This window comes from Microcoleus sp. B3-D7, from assembly GCF_036705305.1.
GTDB lineage: Bacteria > Cyanobacteriota > Cyanobacteriia > Cyanobacteriales > Microcoleaceae > Microcoleus.
Genome location: NZ_JAUBUE010000075.1, coordinates 1 through 16,841, shown reverse-complemented (window position 1 = coordinate 16,841; position 16,841 = coordinate 1). Strand labels below are relative to the sequence as shown.

Sequence of the window (16,841 nt, the reverse complement as noted above, 5' to 3'; positions counted from 1 at the left end):
TTTGACAATTTTCGAGATCGACTATTAGCTTGCTTTTCTAATTAGTCTTTCTTATCACCGCCAACCCAGAAGACCCGGATAAAAGCACTCAAGAGCAAGATATCCGCAAGGCTAAAACATACTGGACAGATTACAGGAGTTAAGACAATGACAATGCCTAAGAGCTTACCTTATCACCCCTATAAAATCTCAAATCTCAAAGATCCGGCATATTCTGCTGGCTATCTTACAGAGATTTTTGAGGAGGAAGAAGGAGATTTGGAATTAAAAATCATGCGAAAAGCACTTCGAGATGTATTTGAGGCTCTGGGCGAACCAAATATGTCTGCTGAAGATGCTAAATTCCATTTGGAAAAATTAGATGTTTTGTTGTCGCCAGAAGGGACGGCGACAATTTATGCTTTAGCCCATTGGCTGAAGGTTTTGGGATTGAAGTTAACAGTTGCGGTTGATGAAGGGGAGAAAGGGGAAGACGAAGGTTCTGTTAGTGATGTTGAGTTGGCCCAAGTTGGTAATGTTTGATTTTGGTCGATCGAGCCTTAAGCTACTAATTAGACCTTAACGGCGCTCGAACCCTGAGCGCTAAAGGAAGTAGCCGATCGCTCCGGGGTATCCTACAATACTGTTAAAAGTTATGCCCGATCGCCCGGTATGGCAATGGCTGACATCGGTGTTCTCCTAAAATTGGCCCGGACGTTTGATGTGTCGATCGAAGAATTTTTGGATTTTGTGGAACAGTAACAAATTACACTTAAAATAAACCAGCGCTACCAGCGCCAACCAGTTCGGCCTCGCAGGGACGATCGACTGTGGGCCCAAGCAACAGATGCGAGAGTTGGCGGATGGGACGGGGCGAAGTGTGAAAGAGATGATATATTCTCAGCGGCAATTGTAGCTGTTGGATCGCCCATATCGGTCTACAATTTTTAACGTTGAGCCTTATTGAAGTGCAGGAGTGGAGCTGGCTTGGATAACGCTAGTCTGTCAAGAAAACCCCCGCAAGCCTCGGAGCTTGTCGCCGACGAAATTCCAGAAGCAGTACGAGACCACCCATACCCAGAAGCAGGGCAGAGTCAGTCCAAGAAAAAAGGGCTGATTTGGAAACTGCTAGGGTTGGCCGCACTAGCCTGTGGGGTCAGCATCTGGCTGCACCTCAACTTTAACTTGTTCCCAGCCACCAGTCAGGCAGAGCCAACTCAACAAAACTCAGCGCCGACAAGTTCCGCGTCTCCGTCTGTCGCGAGTCCAGCTAGCACCCCTAAAGTCCCCACAACCCCAGACAACCTCCTGGGACACTTGCCGTACCCAGAAGCACCAGCCAAAGACTTGGTAGGCGTCACCTCCGACGGTAGCGTCAAACTCCGCACCTCAGCAGCAGCAAAATATCAAGAAATGGCCAACGCCGCCGCCGCATCAGGCATCTACTTCGCTCCCATATCCGGCTTTCGCTCCCTGCAAGACCAACAGCACGTATTTTTTGACGTGAAAGCCGAACGCAGGCAAAACGCCAGCAAGCGAGCCGAAGTCAGCGCCCCTCCAGGTTACAGCGAACACCACACCGGTTACGCGATCGACATCGGCGACGGCAGCGCCCCGGAACACAACCTCAGCCCCAGTTTTGAAAATACCGAAGCATTCAAGTGGTTAGAAGCCAACGCCGTCGCCTTCAGCTTTGAAATGTCCTTCCCCAAAAACAATCGCCAAGGCGTTAGTTACGAGCCTTGGCACTGGCGGTTTGTGGGCGACAAGCAAAGCCTCGAAACTTTCTACAAAGCTCATTCCATGAAAAAGTAGAAGGAAGAAGGAAGAAGGAAGATTGTCCACATCTCCGGCTTTGCCACTCTCCCACTCTCCCACTCTCCCATTCTCCCACTCCTCCACTCCTCCACTCCCCCTCACTCCGTTGAGCCAAACTCGTGATTGCAATCTATCCAGGCAGCTTTGACCCCATTACCTTCGGTCACGCAGACATTATCGAGCGGGGATCTAAACTGTTTGACCGGGTAATTGTTACCGTAGTCAGAAACCCCAGCAAAACCCCTCTCTTCACCGTAGAGGAACGGATCGAGCAGATCCTGCGCTCTACCCAACACTTGCCAAATGTAGAAGTAGACAGTTTTGAGGGTTTGACAGTAAACTATGCTAAGATTCGACAAGCCAAAGTGCTGCTGCGGGGGCTCCGGGTATTAACAGATTTTGAAATGGAACTCCAGATGGCCCACACCAATAAAACCCTTCTGGGTGAAATTGAAACAGTTTTTTTGGCAACTTCTAACGAGTACAGCTTTTTAAGTAGTAGTGTAGTTAAAGAAATAGCCAAGTTTGGTGGCTCCGTAGATCATCTTGTTCCGAAACACGTCGCCCTAGATATTTACAAATGTTACGCCAGCAGGAACCAACTCGCATCGAACCCGACAGTACCGGACGCGGCACTGAGAACGAATCGCCTCAGAACACATCCGCCTTCGGAGACCCCACCCGAACCGCAGGAGTAGACATCCAGCGGGAATTGAACCGGCTTGAGGAAATTGTTCTCGACAGTCCACGAATTCCCATGACCAGACGCACTCTGGTGGATGAAGAACAGTTGCTCGATCAGTTAGACTTGGTGAGGCTAAATTTGCCGATCGCCTTTCAGGAAGCCGAGACGATCATCCGGCACAAAGACGACTTGCTTCAAGAGGCGGAACTTTACGCTCAGGAAGTGATAGAAGCAGCAGAACAGAGAGCAGCAGAAATTTTAAACGATATGGGCCTGCTCCAGCAGGCGAAGATAGAAGCCGATCAGTTGCGCCAGCAAGTTTTGCTCGACTGCGAGGCAATTCAGCAGGCCACGCTGGCGGAAGTCGAACAAATTCGCTACCAGGCTCAAGAGGAATTGGAAGAGATGAGAGTCAGGGCGATGGCTGAATGCGAGGAAATTCAAAACGGAGCCGATGATTATGCCGACCAAGTGCTCGATAATATCGAGCACAAGTTGAGCGATATGCTGCGCGTGATCCGCAACGGGCGCGATCAGTTGGATAGTGTTTCTACGTCGCACATCCATCACAACAACGGTTAGCCAACAGTGAACTCATTGCTTGAAAATTTCTAAAAGTCTACCTAATTGAGGTAGATTTTTTTTCGCATTTTATCTAGCTAGCATTTGGGAATATTACCTGGTAAGTGGAGTTAATTCGGAGGGATGGTTTCTCCGCTCTTTTTTAAAATATCTTCTCAAAGATACGCAATTTTGTTCGTATTGTCCATCCTGGCATTTTCTAAGAGTATCGCACTTTCCTGTAGATAGAGTATCTGGGTTAATCACAATATTGTCTGCTTATTCATTACCTTTATATCTCCTGGATTAGACGGTAGTGAAATAGGTTTTGTTAGCGTTTTATAAGTTTATTAGCCTCGTATCTCCGCTGCTGAAACTCGGCTTTTTAGTGAGAGGTCATTTGTACGGTTGTTGGGCGATTATTTACCTGTTGTAGAAAGTTATGCCCAAAAATTACAGCCAGTACATTCTGGGAATTTAATCAAATTTTGTGTTTCAGCGGATGTCTTCATAAAACTGCTTGAGATAGCGGGGAGAAACGCCAAAACCCCACAAAAAACCAATCGAAAGATAGATCGCAATTGCTTTAAATTCGCCCCAATTTGCAACTCGCCGGTCGCTACTTTCCACTACCCGATTGACTAACTTAAGTCTCCCCCGTCGCACTAACTTCAAACACAAATCCGCTTCCTCCATAATGGGCAGCGCTGCATCGAAACCGGCGCATTCCCAAAAATCGGTACGGCGACAAAAAATAACTTGGTCGCCAAACAGCAGGCGCAATCCTTTGAAAAATAAATGAGGTCGAAATAACAGCGGCGCGTAATAAGTTTTCACGTAATTGTGGAGGGAAAAACCCCACCTTGTTTGCTGCGAACCAGCCATCAGGGAGATAAACCCGCCGCCGGAAATTTCGGCATCGGACAAAGTTTTCTGGATGACTGCTACAATGTCGTCGGGAACTAAAGTATCGGCGTGGAGAAAGCACAGAATTTCACCGGTGGCGACTTGAGCACCTAAATTCATTTGCAGGGATCGTCCGGCTATACTGCTAGAAATAACGCGGGTGGCGGCGGAAAGTGCGATCGCCACTGTTTCGTCTTGACTGCCGCCGTCTACCACCAACACTTCCCAAGCGGGAGGATTAAGGATGCTGAGTTGGCGGAGAGTGCGTTGCAGACAAGTCGCTTCGTTGAGGGCTGGGATGATAATAGAAACGCGATCCATCTGGTTGAAATTTATGCCAGAGCTATTATAATAAAAAACTGTGGCGATTCACAACTAACGATAAAATAGAACTTACGCGCGCGGATTCAGGAACCTGGTGTCTGCCTGCGAATTTGTCACGAAACCTCGGTTTTTTTACAAAAATTAGGTGTATAGGCGTCCTATAAAATCCCGCAAATGTGCAATCGCCATATATATTTTCCACTAATCAGGACTGAGAAAATCGTGCAGAAAACAGAAGTAAAAAATGATTTAGAATTTTATGATGAAAATGCCGATAATTGGTGGGACGAAAATGCTAAAATTTATGCTTTATACCACCTAAACAAACCCAGATTTGAGTTCTTCGACAGACACGCGACTAACTGGCAAGGGCTGAAAACCTTAGATGTCGGGTGCGGCGGCGGCTTTTCTTGCGAGTTTATGGCCGAGAGAGGTGCTATTGTTTCTGGAATAGATCGATCGGACAAATGTATTGTAGCCGCTCAAAATCACGCAGTTACCAGCGGTTTTGAGATTGACTACAGGCAAGGCTTTGCCGAAAATATGCCCTACGACGACAATACCTTTGATGTTGTAATCTGCGTGGATGTTTTGGAGCACGTGGCGGATTACAAAAAAGTTGTGTCTGAGGTGCACAGGATTCTCAAGCCTGGGGGACTGTTCTTTTTTGATACAATCAACCGAACTTTTTCCTCGCAAATTGTGATGATAGGACTGATGGAAAATATTTTGCAGGAAATTAGGCGGGGCGTTCACGATTGGGAAAAATTTATTACCCCGGAGGAACTATCTGTGGTAATGCAGGATATTGGTTTTGGCAATATTCAAATTAAAGGTTTTGATATGTTTGGCGAAATTGGCGCTATGTTAGCCACAATGCACGGGTTTTGGGAAGATTTTACACGCGGCAAGCAGGTGTTTCCTTCGGCGGGTATTTTAAAACAAGTATCTCAAACTCTAACATCTAATCTAGCTAACTATATGGATTACAAAAAATCAGGGTTGTTTAAAATCCAAATTAATGAGGATAAGTCGATTATGTATGTTGGCGTTGGGGCGAAGAAGTAGTGTGTTGACTGTTGACTGTTGGCTGTTGACTGTTGGCGGTGGGCTGTTTGTTAACTGTTGACTGATGTAGAACTTACGGATAAATACTAAAGAAACCGGGTTTTTCATCAGTGTCAAAGGCCGGGATGCAATATTTTCGTCCATCAAACCCGGTTTCTGCGTAAGTCCTATGATGACTGATGAGTGTTTTAAAGTTAAATGATAATAATTAGCAAGTATTTTGGCGTGAACCGAATCGCCAATCGCAGTTTGTTTGACCCAAATGACCGCCCTGTCTCAATTTACGGGTGCAAATGCTGCTTTTCAACCCAGATACACGGCCTGCTGCAACAAAACTTAATGTTTAACTGTTGACAATTTATCTAGATTGCATGGTAGCTTATTGAATATTAATTGCAATAACTGCCGGAAGTTAACAGTACTTGGAGGTCAATCACCGTGACAGCAGCAATAGTTTCCGCGTCAGCCTCGCCAATCAGCGACGGACAACCAGCCGACAGCCAAAAACTGATGAGTTTGGGTAAAAATTCCGAAATACCTGACCTCGATAAGTTTAAAGATGGAACCATCGCCGTCTTAGAAGGAGTGGGAACTCTCACGGTGTGCGATCAAACAGTCACTTTAACACCGGGAGTATTTGTGTTTGTACCCGCCGGCATCCCGCGCAGTCTAAAAGTACAAACGACGCTGAATTTGTTACTAATTGACTGCGAACCAGACCCCGATCTGAGTGAGTCAGCTTGGTTAATGAATTTTCAACTTTAAGTAGATGAAAAAACAGTGTCCTTGCTGCCTTGACTCCCTAATTTCTCAGGTTCGCCACAACCGTGTCTACTGTTTTTGTCTCAATTGCAGGCAGGAAATGCCAAATCCTGACTCAAAAAAAATAATTCTCAAGCACTATCAAATTTCACCTTCGGAGTAACAATGTCGAAATCAATTGGTCTTTTCTACGGAACTACAACTGGGAAAACTGAGTCTGTAGCTGAAATGATTCGAGATGAATTTGGTGGCGATATCGTGACCTTGCACGATATCGGCAGCGTTGAAAATGATGATTTTGCGGAATACGAATGTCTGATTATCGCTTGTCCGACTTGGAATATCAGCGAACTGCAAAGCGACTGGGAAGGTTTTTTGCCTGAACTTGATGATATTGATTTTAGTGGCAAAAAAGTAGCTTATGTGGGAACTGGCGACCAAGAAGGCTACCCGGATAATTTTATGGATGCAATGGGGATTTTGGCTGAAAAGATTTCTGAACAGGGCGGTGAAACAGTTGGCTATTGGCCGATAGATGGCTATGATTTTAATGAGTCTAAAGCTGTAGTTGATGGCAAGTTTTTGGGTCTTGCTATTGATGAAGACAACCAATCCGATCTGACGGAATCGCGCATCAAATCTTGGGTATCTCAACTCAAGAGAGAATTTAGCTTGTAGACTTCACGGTAGGGCGGGTTTGGCAATTAGATGATGTGCGAAAATAAAAATTACGCACTCAACCCGCCCCGAAAATCTAGCAAATACAGCGGTTCTCAAAAAAGTGAGGAATGCCCTATGTCCTATGCCCTATAGTACCTCATCTTTCTGAGAAAGGCTATAAATTATAATTGTGAATAACTCGATATCCAACTTAAAATAAATGAAGTTTAGTTCAGAAGACGTGCTTTGGTTAAGTGTAAGTCCGAGTTTGCAATTCTTCGATCGATCGCTGCTTTCCTACTTAAATGATTCTGTACCCGTGCAGATATGGGAATACCAACAAACTGAAGACGAAGCTTGCTCTTTAGATATGGCTGTTGAACTTTTGCACGATTTTTTAACATTGCGCGATCGCCCAATTCATCTCATGGGCCACAGTACCAGCGGATTAGTTGGTTTAATGTATGCGCGCCGCTATCCTCACAAAGTACGTTCTTTGGGACTTTTATCTGTGGGTTTGCCATCTGCTATTAATTGGCAAGCACATTACTATACGTATCTTTCAGCTTTTCCCCGGAGTCGCAAACAAGTTTTGAATCAAATAGTAGGCGATATACTGGGATGCCAAAATCAAATTATCCATCAAAAATTCATCTCATATTTTGATAATGACTTAGCCTGTTCTCCTTGTCCTCACTCCTTATTTAGGATTAGTAATTCCCACGATGAAGGTGTAGAAGTACCTTTGTTAATATGCAGTAGCAAAACTGATTTTCTGGTATCTCCTGTTGTCATGCGTCGCTGGTCGAAATTTCTTAAAAAAGGCGATATGCTTTGGGAATGTCAAGACGGTAGACATTTCTTTCACCACTTCTATCCTGAACAAGTGGGCGAAAAAATACTCAACTTTTGGCTATATGTACACAGCCACCAACCAATTTTAAATTTTAAGTTTTAGGTGAAGCTTGCTATTCGTTGTTCAATTTATCGAAACTTAATGTGGCAAATAGTAGATTAATTTCCGTAATTCATGGCAACTTTTGCATACAGGCTTCGACTTTTTTGGCGCAGTTGTCCCAGTCCATGCTGCCAATTTTATTTGCTAGGATTTTGAGGTATGGAGTTTGAGTTATCCTCAGTCTGTTTTTGATATTTTAGAATAATTGTAAAAAATATTTAAAATATATTCAGATGTTTGAGTAAATGGTAGGCTAATTTTATTAGATTTGTCAATTAGTTTTTGTGAATAAACTGCAAAGACGGTCTTAACGCAGAGGAAGGTAAGGGTAGATTAAACAGCAATTATTAACAACGATTATAAAATATTTTAACATCTTGTTAACAAACTCAGCCTTAGCCTGGGCAGAGGGATACTGAGTATCGATCAAATTTTAAGGACTCGCCCGAACTCCTAAAATAGCGATCGAGCAAACATATATACTTAAATTTTAGGGCGGACAGAGTGGCATCGCCCCTACCGATTCACAATTTATCAAGAATTATGCCAGCAAGTTTTCTGCCAAAATCGATCGCACAACTCACAGAATCTACCTCAATTGCCTTAGCCCAAAGCATTCAACGAGAGGCAATTACTACTCCCCTATCTTCTGGACCAATTGCCACAACCTACGTACGCCAAGGCAGCGGCAACACACCAATTTTGCTAATTCACGGCTTCGACAGTTCCTTGTTTGAATTCCGCCGCCTGTTGCCGCTGCTAGCTGCTGAAAATGAAACTTGGGCGGTTGATTTGTTGGGTTTTGGCTTTACAGAAAGAGCGGCTGGTTTGGCATTCAGCGCGAGGGCAATTGAAAGTCATCTTTACTATTTTTGGAAAACGCTAATTTCGCAGCCTGTAATCTTAGTCGGTGCTTCAATGGGAGGTGCAGCAGCCATTGATTTCACTCTCAATTATCCCGAAGCTGTGAAACAATTAGTGTTAATAGATAGCGCAGGTTTTGCCATCAGTTCTAATAAGGGAAAGTTTTTAATTCCTCCTTTAGGGTATCTGGCAACTTCATTTTTACGCAATCCCAAAATTCGCCAGCGAATTAGCGTCAATGCTTATTTCGATAAAAATTTGGCTTCTCAAGACGCTCAAACTTGTGCTGCTTTGCACTTGGAAATGCCCAACTGGAATCAAGCTTTAATTGCGTTTACCAAAAGCGGCGGTTACGGAGGTTTTGGGGAAAAATTATCGCAAATTCAGCAGCAGACTCTGATTTTGTGGGGAAAACAAGACCGGATTTTGGGGACGGCGGATGCGGAAAAGTTTGCAAGGGCGATCGCCAATTCTCAACTAATTTGGATACCTGACTGCGGGCACGTTCCCCACTTAGAAAAGCCACAAATTACCGCGCAGCATATTTTAGAATTCATCACCAAAAGCGGAATCACACAAAAAAAATAAACTTAGGGTGCGCTGCAGCGCACCTTACATATATGTTTTCCCTTGCATATTTGGTAGAGTTTGAGGTCAAATAGACAGGTTTCAAACTTTGGGCAAATACTTTTGTACGATCGTCCATCCTGTGAGCAACACAGTCACAAATCCCCCACACAAGGCCAAATTAGTGCCGATATGGAGGGGACGCGCCCAAGGATGTTTAGGACCAATTTGCAGCCCGCTTCCCACAGAAAGCAACACCAAAGCCACAACAGCTAACCCCGCCGGTAAATGAGCCGAGTGACCCAAATTGCCGTAGTATCCTAGCGTACCGACTACACCAATTCCCAGCAGTAAAATTACCAAAGTCGCCATCCCCGCACCAGTGGCTAAATGAAAGGGACGCAGCCATTTTGGGCGGGGTTGTTTGGTACTCCTAGCGGCAAACATCCACGTTCCAGTAACGGCCAGCAACAGGTAAGCCAACAGGGCAACACCCATTGACCAAGCCGCTATTTTCCACAACCACAAGAAAGAAGGCAGATTCATCGGTTGCATCCCTAATTAGGATTTTCCACAAAAGGTTTCTTTCCGATTTTACCTGGACTTGAAAGCAAAAATGAATTATTTTGAGAGAAACTGCGATCGGACTATCCACAAATGGCATCCGTCTTGCCTGGAAGTCAAACGCACTTTCTCTGATACTCAGCTTAATTTACGCTAGAGATTTGTCGCTGCCATTTTTAGGAGCCACCTTCCCATTTTAGATTGGTGGTTTTGCTGTCCATGAAAGGCATTTTATAAAAGCCTAATTTTTGTTCTAAGATTAATCGGAAAAAAGGCAAACCTTCAATCAAATATCTTTTCCACAACCTTCTCGGTTCACTTAACAGTCGGTACGCCCATTCTATGCCGACTTCGCTCATCCATTTGGGAGCTCTCGCTTTGCAACCAGCTTCAAAATCAATGGTTGCACCTACGGCTAAGAAAATTTTGACGTGTGTTAATTTGCTCCTGTATTTAACCAGCCACTTCTCTTGCTTGGGCGCTCCCACTCCTATAGCCAGAACTGTCGCTCCTGATTTATTGATCGCGTCAATTATTGTTTCACATTCTTCCTCATTTTTTTCAAAGCCAAAAGAAGGAGAAAGTGCTTCAACCACTATTTCTCTACCAATTTTTTGGTTAATTTTTTCCTGGGCTTGCCTAGCAATACCTTCAGCAGCTCCTAGCAAAAATATTTTAATCTTCTCGTTATCTTTGTGATACATATAAAATGCAGGGAACAAATCAGAACCAGAAATTTTTTCTTTGAGAGGAGTACCCAAAAACTTGGAGGCATACATCAATATTTGACTGTCGCAGACTCTATAAGTAGATGTATTGTAAGCTTCATAGAAGTCGCGGTCATACTGCAACTTAATCAAGTGATCTACATTGGGTGTAAATACGACACCACCTTCGCAGTCGAGTTTTTCAAACAACTCTGTGATTGACAAGTTATCTATCGAGACATTCAATAAATTAACGGTTTTCATTTATGATTCCCTTCCCACTTTATATTAAACTACAACTCAAACTACTATTATAACCCACCATTCAGTTTCGTGTTTTAACTACCTAGGTGCTTCGGTGAACATACTTTTCTCAGTATATCCTCCTAAACCCTGCGTGTCTAGTGAGGATTTTTAAAGATTATGTAAAGAATCATCTCGTTTTAGAAAAAGTGTATAAAGCTCACTTTTAAGTTGATAACTCGCAACACAGTTTCAAGAAAAAAGTCATCCAGTGCTAATACTTGTTGAAGCATTGCCAATGATATCAAATCCGGTTGGATCGCAATTATTCATCTTTCTGTTCTCTTCCTCTGTATTCTCTGCGTCAAGAGCGGTTTAATCATTCCAATGCAACCGGATTTGATATGAATGTAAAAAAGAGTTTATGAGGTTAAAATTTTAACCGAGTGACAAATATCTGGCAGCTTCAGAACTGCATTTCATCCAAAAGTGGTAGATTTTTTAGTTTTTGTCTCCAGGGAAGGCAAGATAGTGTCAAGCTTGAAGTGAAGGAGCGATCGCCTTCATGAAAATCATCCTGATTTTTGGTGAACCAGCGCCTGTCTTCTTGGTGGCGAACCGGTTTTCTTGGCCTTAAGACTTTCTGGAGCTTTTAAGACCAGACCCGCTATTCCTCCAGCAATCATCGCAAAAATCGGGTTAGTCATAGCGTTCAAAACACAGTCAAACATGTACATAGTTAAGGCTACTCCCAGGGCTGCAGCGGGTGCTACCTTGGGATTAGACCAGGTTCTGGCGGGATATTTAAACACGCAAAAGACAATAACAGGAAGTAATAATGAAGAAAATAAACTAACTAAACCGAGTGCACCGTTGACGCCAAAGGCAATAATCCATAAGCTGTCGGTGACCGAGATATCATTACCGTACTCGTCGTACACGCGGTTTCCGCCGGAATCTCCCCAGCCAAACATAAATCTTTGCCGCGCCTTTTCCCCCAATATCTCTTCATTGTCAAATCTAAACTTCAAAGAGGCGGCTCGTTCTTCGCCAAATACTGGAGTGATGAAATTAATCACGTCTTTGCTCGAAAATTGACCCGATGCAGCTACGTACAGATAAAACACTATATATCCAATTATCAAGAGCAAGGGCAAAGAGGTGCGAAACCACTTGGCAGAGAATAATACGAGCAACGCCATTGCAAATAAACTGTAGGCGCCAGTAGAACGGCACAGGAAAAAAGCGATAGTTAATATAATTGCTAAAGTCTTGATGTTACGGCCCATAAACTTTTTGAGCGTCCCAGTTTGCCAGAGCCAAAGAGCAATTAAGGCGGCTGTCATCATCCACAGGCCCACCATCAAACCGTGCTGCATAAATACTACCGGTCTCCACCCCCCCATACGCCTTGCTTGACCCCAGTCCTCAAAGGCATTGACCCCGTAAATCATTTGGTGCAGAATAGGGCCCCTAACCCCTTCAATTAAAGTAAAAGGAATGTAGGCCAACCCACCGGCAAAAATCCCGATCGCCAATTGTCGCAGCCCATCTAAATTACCCACATACAAGCGTCCTAAAAAATAAGGCAGACCCCAAGTAACGATTTGCTTGATAGTCGGAGAAAGCGGGCTGCCGCCATTACTAACTTGTGAAATAATTGGACACAAACACAAAATTACCATTGGCACGTCCAGCCAACCGGGCTTAAAAGATGTGAGGCGCGCAGGATCGTAGATAAGAGTCCCCAGCAAAATGCCGTAGCAAGCTGCGGAAATTTTTGTATACGGTGGCAGTAGGGGGATAGGATAAGAAGCTTGCGGCAAAAACAGCCAGGCTGCAACAAAACTTATAATTACCGCCCGCTGAGCCGGAAACCTCACAAACAGGTAAAAAACGACTGGAATAAAGCCGAACATAGCAAGTGGGATTAATGCAGCCATAGGTCTTTTTTGGCAGTAAAATTATAGAAAGACAACTCAATTGCCCAAGAAAAATTCTCGCTTAAACGATCGCCCAACCCCAATCTTTTAAATCAACCTCAATTTTACGTCTTGTTCGTTAATTGTGCCTGACGTTCCAAAGCGGTGTATAGTGCCGCCTCGAAGAGATTAGTTGCATCCTCTCCAGTATCATTCATCACCTTTTCCCAAGCAGTCTCGGACATTGCGCGCCATTCAGCATCAGGCAAGTGACAAATCTGCTCGATCGCTTTTGCCATATCCTCTGGGTCTTCTGGCTTGACAAGTATGCCACCCCCGCCAGCAAGTAGTTCCGCAGCCGCACCAGCAGGAGTGGCGATGACTGGAGTGCCACAAGCCATAGCTTCTAAAATTGGCAAGCCGAAGCCTTCGGATCTGCTGGAAAACGGCCAAGCATCGCATTTGCTGTAAAATTCTTTTAGTTGGTCTTGAGTAGGTGCTTTATTATACTCCGTGCCATCAGACCGCAAATTGGGAGGAGGAGTATGGCCGGAACCAAAGGCAACTAAAGGAAGATTGGGAATTTTTTTAGCAGCTATAGAGAAAGGTTTCAGGGCACTATCGCAGCCTTTCCAGGGAGTTGTAGTATAGTACATCCCGACTGTGGGAACTAATTGCTTGCCTCGCGGCTGCTTTGCTCGGGACTGGGGGTCGTAAAACTGTTTGGTGTCCACCGTAGGAGGGACAAGAGATACAGACAAATCGCCGTATTCATTCCGAGCGATGTCGGCCAGCCACTGGGCCACAGCGATTTTGTGCCTCCGCAGCCGCCAAGTTGCCTCTACTCGACCTTTTGGTACGTAGTCAAAAGCCTCATAATCTTGGAGAAAATATACTTTCGTTCCTTGGCTGGGAGAGAGTTTTGCCACCCACTCGGCATTTTCCCACCAAGTAGCCATGACAATATGGGCATTAGGTACATCAAGGTCAGTAATTGGACGGTTGGTTTCGATAACTCGACTTTTGAGATCCACTTTATCAAAGTGAGACTTTTGTGTCTTGGGAGCGGACTCCCAACCCCAACCCCTCAGCAGCGATCGCAATTGTTGGAGCAAAGTCGGTTGCAGCGGGGGCATAGAGACGATAAATATTTTGTGTCCTCGCTTTTGGAGAAGTTCTGTGTAGATAGATAACACCCTCATACCCCCTGTAAGACTCAGGGTAGGCAGGACAAAAGTAATTTTCATATAGATACGGAAGATTGATACTGGTTAAAACTCCTCCTTTCCATAACTGCAAGTTGGCACTTACCAGCCTCTGTTTGGGTTGGGTGCGCGGTGGGGATCTCTGCTGGAGGCGATCGTAACTCGATAGTCGAGCCGATCTTACTTTGTCGTCAGGGACTTTCCCCAATTACAAATCGGCAGATGTTTGACGACTACACAAGTTTAACCTGTAACGGAGGCAGCCTTAAAACCTCCGTTGCTCTCTGGTTCAGAGTTTGGCAGATCAATTTATAACCAGTATTCCCTCGTCGCTGCGGTTAGAATTCGTCTCTAGACTGCTGGGTAGAAAACAGGACAGGGGCGATTTTATTTGTGGCAGAACCACCCCACCAAACTATATTGAGTTTCTCCCCAGAATCCGGCGCCGAAAACGCCCGTAGCGCCGAATTTCAAATGGCGGCGCGGCACTTAGCATCCAACCGCCAATTTTTCGTAGGGAGAAAAGGAATCTACGTTAACGTCGCGGTCTTTAGATTTGTCTACAGCAACTTTCAATGCCGCTTCAAAATGATCCGTGGCATCTTCCCAAGTATAATTGTTCACCTTGGCATAGGCGGCTTCCGACATGGCTTGCCACTTGGAATTTGGCATCTGACAGATACGCTCTATGGCTTTTGCCATTTCTTCGGGATCTTCTGGTCTTACAAGTATGCCAGTACCGCCGCTCAAAATTTCAGGAGCAGCGCCTGCTGGGGTACTGATGACGGGAGTGCGGCACGCCATCGCTTCGATAATGGGCAAGCCGAAGCCTTCTGAGCGGCTCGCCAGCAGCCAAGCATCGCATTTGCTGTAATAGTCTTTGATTTTGTCTTGGTCGGGTTGAATTACATACTCGGCATTGGCGGGTAAGGGCAATTCCGAGGATGGGGCCCCTGTACCGAAGGCAACCAGACGCAGGTTGGGGATCTTTTCTGCAGCTAGGGAAAAAGCTTTGAGGGCGATGTCGGTTCCTTTCCAGTAGATTGTAGAGTACATTAGGCCAACTGTAGGAACCGATTGTTTGTTGCGAGGACAGGCGTAAAATTGCTTGGTGTCCACGGTAGGAGGAGCTAAGGAAACTTCGCGATCGCCATATTTAGTCCGAGCTAGATCAACTAACCACTTAGAGATCGTAATTTTGTGCATCGGCAGCATCCAAGTTGCTTCTACTCTACCTTGAGGTAGATAGTCAAAAATTTCGTGGTGCTGGATAAAATAAGCTTTTGCTCCTTTTCTAGGAGAGAGTTTGGCTACCCACTCGGCGGTTTCCCACCAGGTGGCAACTACTACGTCAGCGTCAGGTACATCTTTGTCTTCTACCGGGCGGTAGCGATCGGTAATTTTGTGTTCTACACCTAAGTTATCGAAAAATGAGGGTTCGTTTTCAGGTGTGGAAATCCAACCGCGCCCTCGCAGCAGCGACTTGACTTGCTGGCGCATACTCGGTTGCGGGTGGGGTAAAGAGATGACGAACACGGAGTGTCCTCGCTTTCTCAAACGTTCTGCGAAAATAGATACTACTCGTATTCCACCAGCCAGAGACACAGTAGGAAGCACAAAGGTGATTTTCATTTTTAAGTCCCGCTGACGACTTTAACTCGCTTTCGGCGCTGCTACCAGCGCTGATATTAGAGCCCAAAAGGAAAGAGGGGCGGGTGAATATTAATTACCGCTTTCCTGGTGTGTACATAGAATGCAACCGATCAACTGTTTGCAACACCCCAATATGTATCTGCCAAAAGTTCACTGTCATTGCATTGATAATAAGGATTGATGTGGTCGCAAAACAGTTCCCAGAGGGATAATTTTCAGGTCATGGAAAGTTCCTCCTAAAGATAGATACCTCATCAAATATGAGCTTTGTTAGCGACAAACACCAAGCTCGACAACACCCTCTGTTCAAGATAACATCATTTGCTATCCAACAGACAGGGATGTACGGGAAACCGAATATTAGCCAACTTTTAAGGTGGGAGATAAAGGTAGCATTAGCAACAATATTCAGTAGATTGAAATCGCCTTTGGCAAAATTTTATACAGATTCCAAAGGGGAATTCTTACCTTGAGAATGTTAATTGCCCCATGGAACTAACAGATATAAATACCAATCAGTAGCTGTGATTTTTTGATAACTGTGCTGTCGGTATTGCTTGATACAAGCTCCTATTTTTTCAAAATTCAGAGATGGTGGTTTTCTCAGATACCTGCAGGGGCGCGATCGCGCGAATGACCGTTGTGGACGTGCGAATGAGGGGAGAAACCCTGTTTTTCAAGAGATATCCCTCGCCCTCAGTTGTCGTATGTTCCTGAAAAAAGATGGTTGAGGCGTCCACTGTTTGAAAAAATAGGTTTCCCAATCGTGCTACAGAACATAGAGTTTCACAGATATAAATTTAATTAGGTGCCTGAGTTTTAAATGTGTTAATAAAAGGCGATCGCATGAAAAAGTTCCCAAAAGAGACTGCCACTGCGGAGCCGAGTATATGTAGCATCCCTGCCCAAGTCGTGTATAAGTAATTACCGTAAAAAAAATCAGTAGCAAATTATCACATGACCCTATCAAGATCAAAAGAACACTCAAGGTTAATCGGCCTATATTGTGTACACCTTAACTCCTAAGCAGTAGCAGCGGCTTCGTGGTATGTATCAAACGATTTCGCGTACAAAAAATTTCATGTTATGAAATCATCATTTTTCCTGACTTTGCAATTCTGGATGACCATCGGTTTGCTCTTGGGGGCCCGGCCGCCGATGCTTGCAGCGATATGTTGGCCAGTTTTCATGCAGCTAAAATTATGCGATCGCCAGCAAAACCAAACCTAGAATTAAAATCAGATGCCTTAACGAAAAGCATCTGCCGGTGGGAAGATATGAACGTCCGATTATTGCACAGCATCAGTCAAGAGCCCAGTAATACCAAATCCGGTTATCATAGAATACTAACAAATCAACGATAGTTAAACCAATGATAATTGGTCAGGTTTTTGA

At 44.7% G+C, this 16,841-nt stretch carries 15 protein-coding genes and 1 pseudogene; 10 read left to right on the top strand and 6 right to left on the bottom strand.

Going from position 1 to position 16,841, the window contains the following annotated elements; translation table 11 throughout:
* Window positions 1–147 precede the first annotated feature (147 nt).
* The 5 genes and pseudogenes from QUB25_RS28110 to QUB25_RS28090 all read left to right on the top strand — a co-directional run bounded on the left by QUB25_RS28110 (window position 148) and on the right by QUB25_RS28090 (window position 3,064).
* The gene (locus QUB25_RS28110; protein WP_333188552.1) at window positions 148–522 is read left to right on the top strand and encodes a transcriptional regulator; all 375 of its coding nucleotides are present in this window, start codon (window positions 148–150) and stop codon (window positions 520–522) included.
* A gap of 75 nt (window positions 523–597) precedes the next feature.
* A pseudogene (locus tag QUB25_RS28105) lies at window positions 598–741 on the top strand (helix-turn-helix domain-containing protein); the annotation flags it as partial.
* A 225-nt stretch (window positions 742–966) separates the two neighbouring features.
* Window positions 967–1,794 (top strand): M15 family metallopeptidase, encoded by an 828-nt coding sequence (locus QUB25_RS28100; RefSeq protein ID WP_333040580.1) that lies wholly within the window; start codon window positions 967–969, stop codon window positions 1,792–1,794.
* Window positions 1,795–1,916: 122 nt separating this feature from the next.
* On the top strand, window positions 1,917–2,495 hold the full coding sequence (gene coaD / locus QUB25_RS28095) for a pantetheine-phosphate adenylyltransferase (RefSeq protein ID WP_333067806.1): 579 nt from the start codon (window positions 1,917–1,919) through the stop codon (window positions 2,493–2,495).
* Window positions 2,378–3,064: a DivIVA domain-containing protein gene (locus QUB25_RS28090; RefSeq protein ID WP_333067804.1), complete on the top strand. Its 687-nt coding sequence runs from the start codon at window positions 2,378–2,380 to the stop codon at window positions 3,062–3,064. The genes coaD and QUB25_RS28090 overlap by 118 nt, the downstream gene beginning before the upstream one ends.
* A 474-nt stretch (window positions 3,065–3,538) precedes the next feature.
* Here QUB25_RS28090 and QUB25_RS28085 read toward each other — a convergent pair whose 3' ends face one another.
* Window positions 3,539–4,270 (bottom strand): TIGR04283 family arsenosugar biosynthesis glycosyltransferase, encoded by a 732-nt coding sequence (locus tag QUB25_RS28085; RefSeq protein WP_333188548.1) that lies wholly within the window; start codon window positions 4,268–4,270, stop codon window positions 3,539–3,541.
* A gap of 225 nt (window positions 4,271–4,495) precedes the next feature.
* Here QUB25_RS28085 and ubiG point away from each other — a divergent pair, with 225 nt between their 5' ends.
* From ubiG to QUB25_RS28060, 5 genes are all read left to right on the top strand, one after another.
* Entirely contained in the window at window positions 4,496–5,341 is an 846-nt protein-coding gene (gene ubiG / locus QUB25_RS28080; protein ID WP_333188546.1) for a bifunctional 2-polyprenyl-6-hydroxyphenol methylase/3-demethylubiquinol 3-O-methyltransferase UbiG, read from the top strand.
* A gap of 438 nt (window positions 5,342–5,779) precedes the next feature.
* Window positions 5,780–6,106 (top strand): cupin domain-containing protein, encoded by a 327-nt coding sequence (locus QUB25_RS28075; protein WP_333188543.1) that lies wholly within the window; start codon window positions 5,780–5,782, stop codon window positions 6,104–6,106.
* A gap of 162 nt (window positions 6,107–6,268) precedes the next feature.
* Window positions 6,269–6,781 carry a flavodoxin FldA gene (gene fldA, locus QUB25_RS28070; RefSeq protein ID WP_333188541.1) on the top strand — a complete coding sequence of 171 codons (513 nt, stop codon included), beginning with the start codon at window positions 6,269–6,271 and terminating at the stop codon, window positions 6,779–6,781.
* A gap of 202 nt (window positions 6,782–6,983) precedes the next feature.
* Entirely contained in the window at window positions 6,984–7,721 is a 738-nt protein-coding gene (locus QUB25_RS28065) for an alpha/beta hydrolase (protein WP_333188539.1), read from the top strand.
* 543 nt (window positions 7,722–8,264) lie between these two features.
* Window positions 8,265–9,173 (top strand): alpha/beta hydrolase, encoded by a 909-nt coding sequence (locus QUB25_RS28060; RefSeq protein ID WP_333188537.1) that lies wholly within the window; start codon window positions 8,265–8,267, stop codon window positions 9,171–9,173.
* 81 nt (window positions 9,174–9,254) lie between these two features.
* On the opposite strand, the gene QUB25_RS28055 is transcribed toward QUB25_RS28060, so the two are convergent.
* The 5 genes from QUB25_RS28055 to QUB25_RS28035 all read right to left on the bottom strand — a co-directional run bounded on the left by QUB25_RS28055 (window position 9,255) and on the right by QUB25_RS28035 (window position 15,425).
* On the bottom strand, window positions 9,255–9,698 hold the full coding sequence (locus tag QUB25_RS28055) for a DUF4079 domain-containing protein (protein WP_333188534.1): 444 nt from the start codon (window positions 9,696–9,698) through the stop codon (window positions 9,255–9,257).
* A 194-nt stretch (window positions 9,699–9,892) separates the two neighbouring features.
* Window positions 9,893–10,687 (bottom strand): WecB/TagA/CpsF family glycosyltransferase, encoded by a 795-nt coding sequence (locus QUB25_RS28050; RefSeq protein WP_333040560.1) that lies wholly within the window; start codon window positions 10,685–10,687, stop codon window positions 9,893–9,895.
* Window positions 10,688–11,238: 551 nt separating this feature from the next.
* Window positions 11,239–12,609 (bottom strand): O-antigen ligase domain-containing protein, encoded by a 1,371-nt coding sequence (locus QUB25_RS28045; protein ID WP_333040558.1) that lies wholly within the window; start codon window positions 12,607–12,609, stop codon window positions 11,239–11,241.
* A 104-nt stretch (window positions 12,610–12,713) separates the two neighbouring features.
* Entirely contained in the window at window positions 12,714–13,790 is a 1,077-nt protein-coding gene (locus QUB25_RS28040) for a glycosyltransferase family 4 protein (RefSeq protein WP_333188555.1), read from the bottom strand.
* Window positions 13,791–14,282: 492 nt separating this feature from the next.
* On the bottom strand, window positions 14,283–15,425 hold the full coding sequence (locus QUB25_RS28035) for a glycosyltransferase family 4 protein (RefSeq protein ID WP_333040555.1): 1,143 nt from the start codon (window positions 15,423–15,425) through the stop codon (window positions 14,283–14,285).
* Between the last annotated feature and the right edge of the window lie 1,416 nt (window positions 15,426–16,841).

Coding starts and splice junctions, on each gene's coding strand:
- QUB25_RS28110 (WP_333188552.1), top strand. CDS start 148: ATGACAATGCCTAAGAGCTTACCTTATCACCCCTATAAAATCTCAAAT.
- QUB25_RS28090 (WP_333067804.1), top strand. CDS start 2,378: ATGTTACGCCAGCAGGAACCAACTCGCATCGAACCCGACAGTACCGGA.
- QUB25_RS28085 (WP_333188548.1), bottom strand. CDS start 4,270: ATGGATCGCGTTTCTATTATCATCCCAGCCCTCAACGAAGCGACTTGT.
- fldA (WP_333188541.1), top strand. CDS start 6,269: ATGTCGAAATCAATTGGTCTTTTCTACGGAACTACAACTGGGAAAACT.
- QUB25_RS28065 (WP_333188539.1), top strand. CDS start 6,984: ATGAAGTTTAGTTCAGAAGACGTGCTTTGGTTAAGTGTAAGTCCGAGT.
- QUB25_RS28060 (WP_333188537.1), top strand. CDS start 8,265: ATGCCAGCAAGTTTTCTGCCAAAATCGATCGCACAACTCACAGAATCT.
- QUB25_RS28055 (WP_333188534.1), bottom strand. CDS start 9,698: ATGAATCTGCCTTCTTTCTTGTGGTTGTGGAAAATAGCGGCTTGGTCA.
- QUB25_RS28050 (WP_333040560.1), bottom strand. CDS start 10,687: ATGAAAACCGTTAATTTATTGAATGTCTCGATAGATAACTTGTCAATC.
- QUB25_RS28045 (WP_333040558.1), bottom strand. CDS start 12,609: ATGGCTGCATTAATCCCACTTGCTATGTTCGGCTTTATTCCAGTCGTT.
- QUB25_RS28040 (WP_333188555.1), bottom strand. CDS start 13,790: ATGAGGGTGTTATCTATCTACACAGAACTTCTCCAAAAGCGAGGACAC.
- QUB25_RS28035 (WP_333040555.1), bottom strand. CDS start 15,425: ATGAAAATCACCTTTGTGCTTCCTACTGTGTCTCTGGCTGGTGGAATA.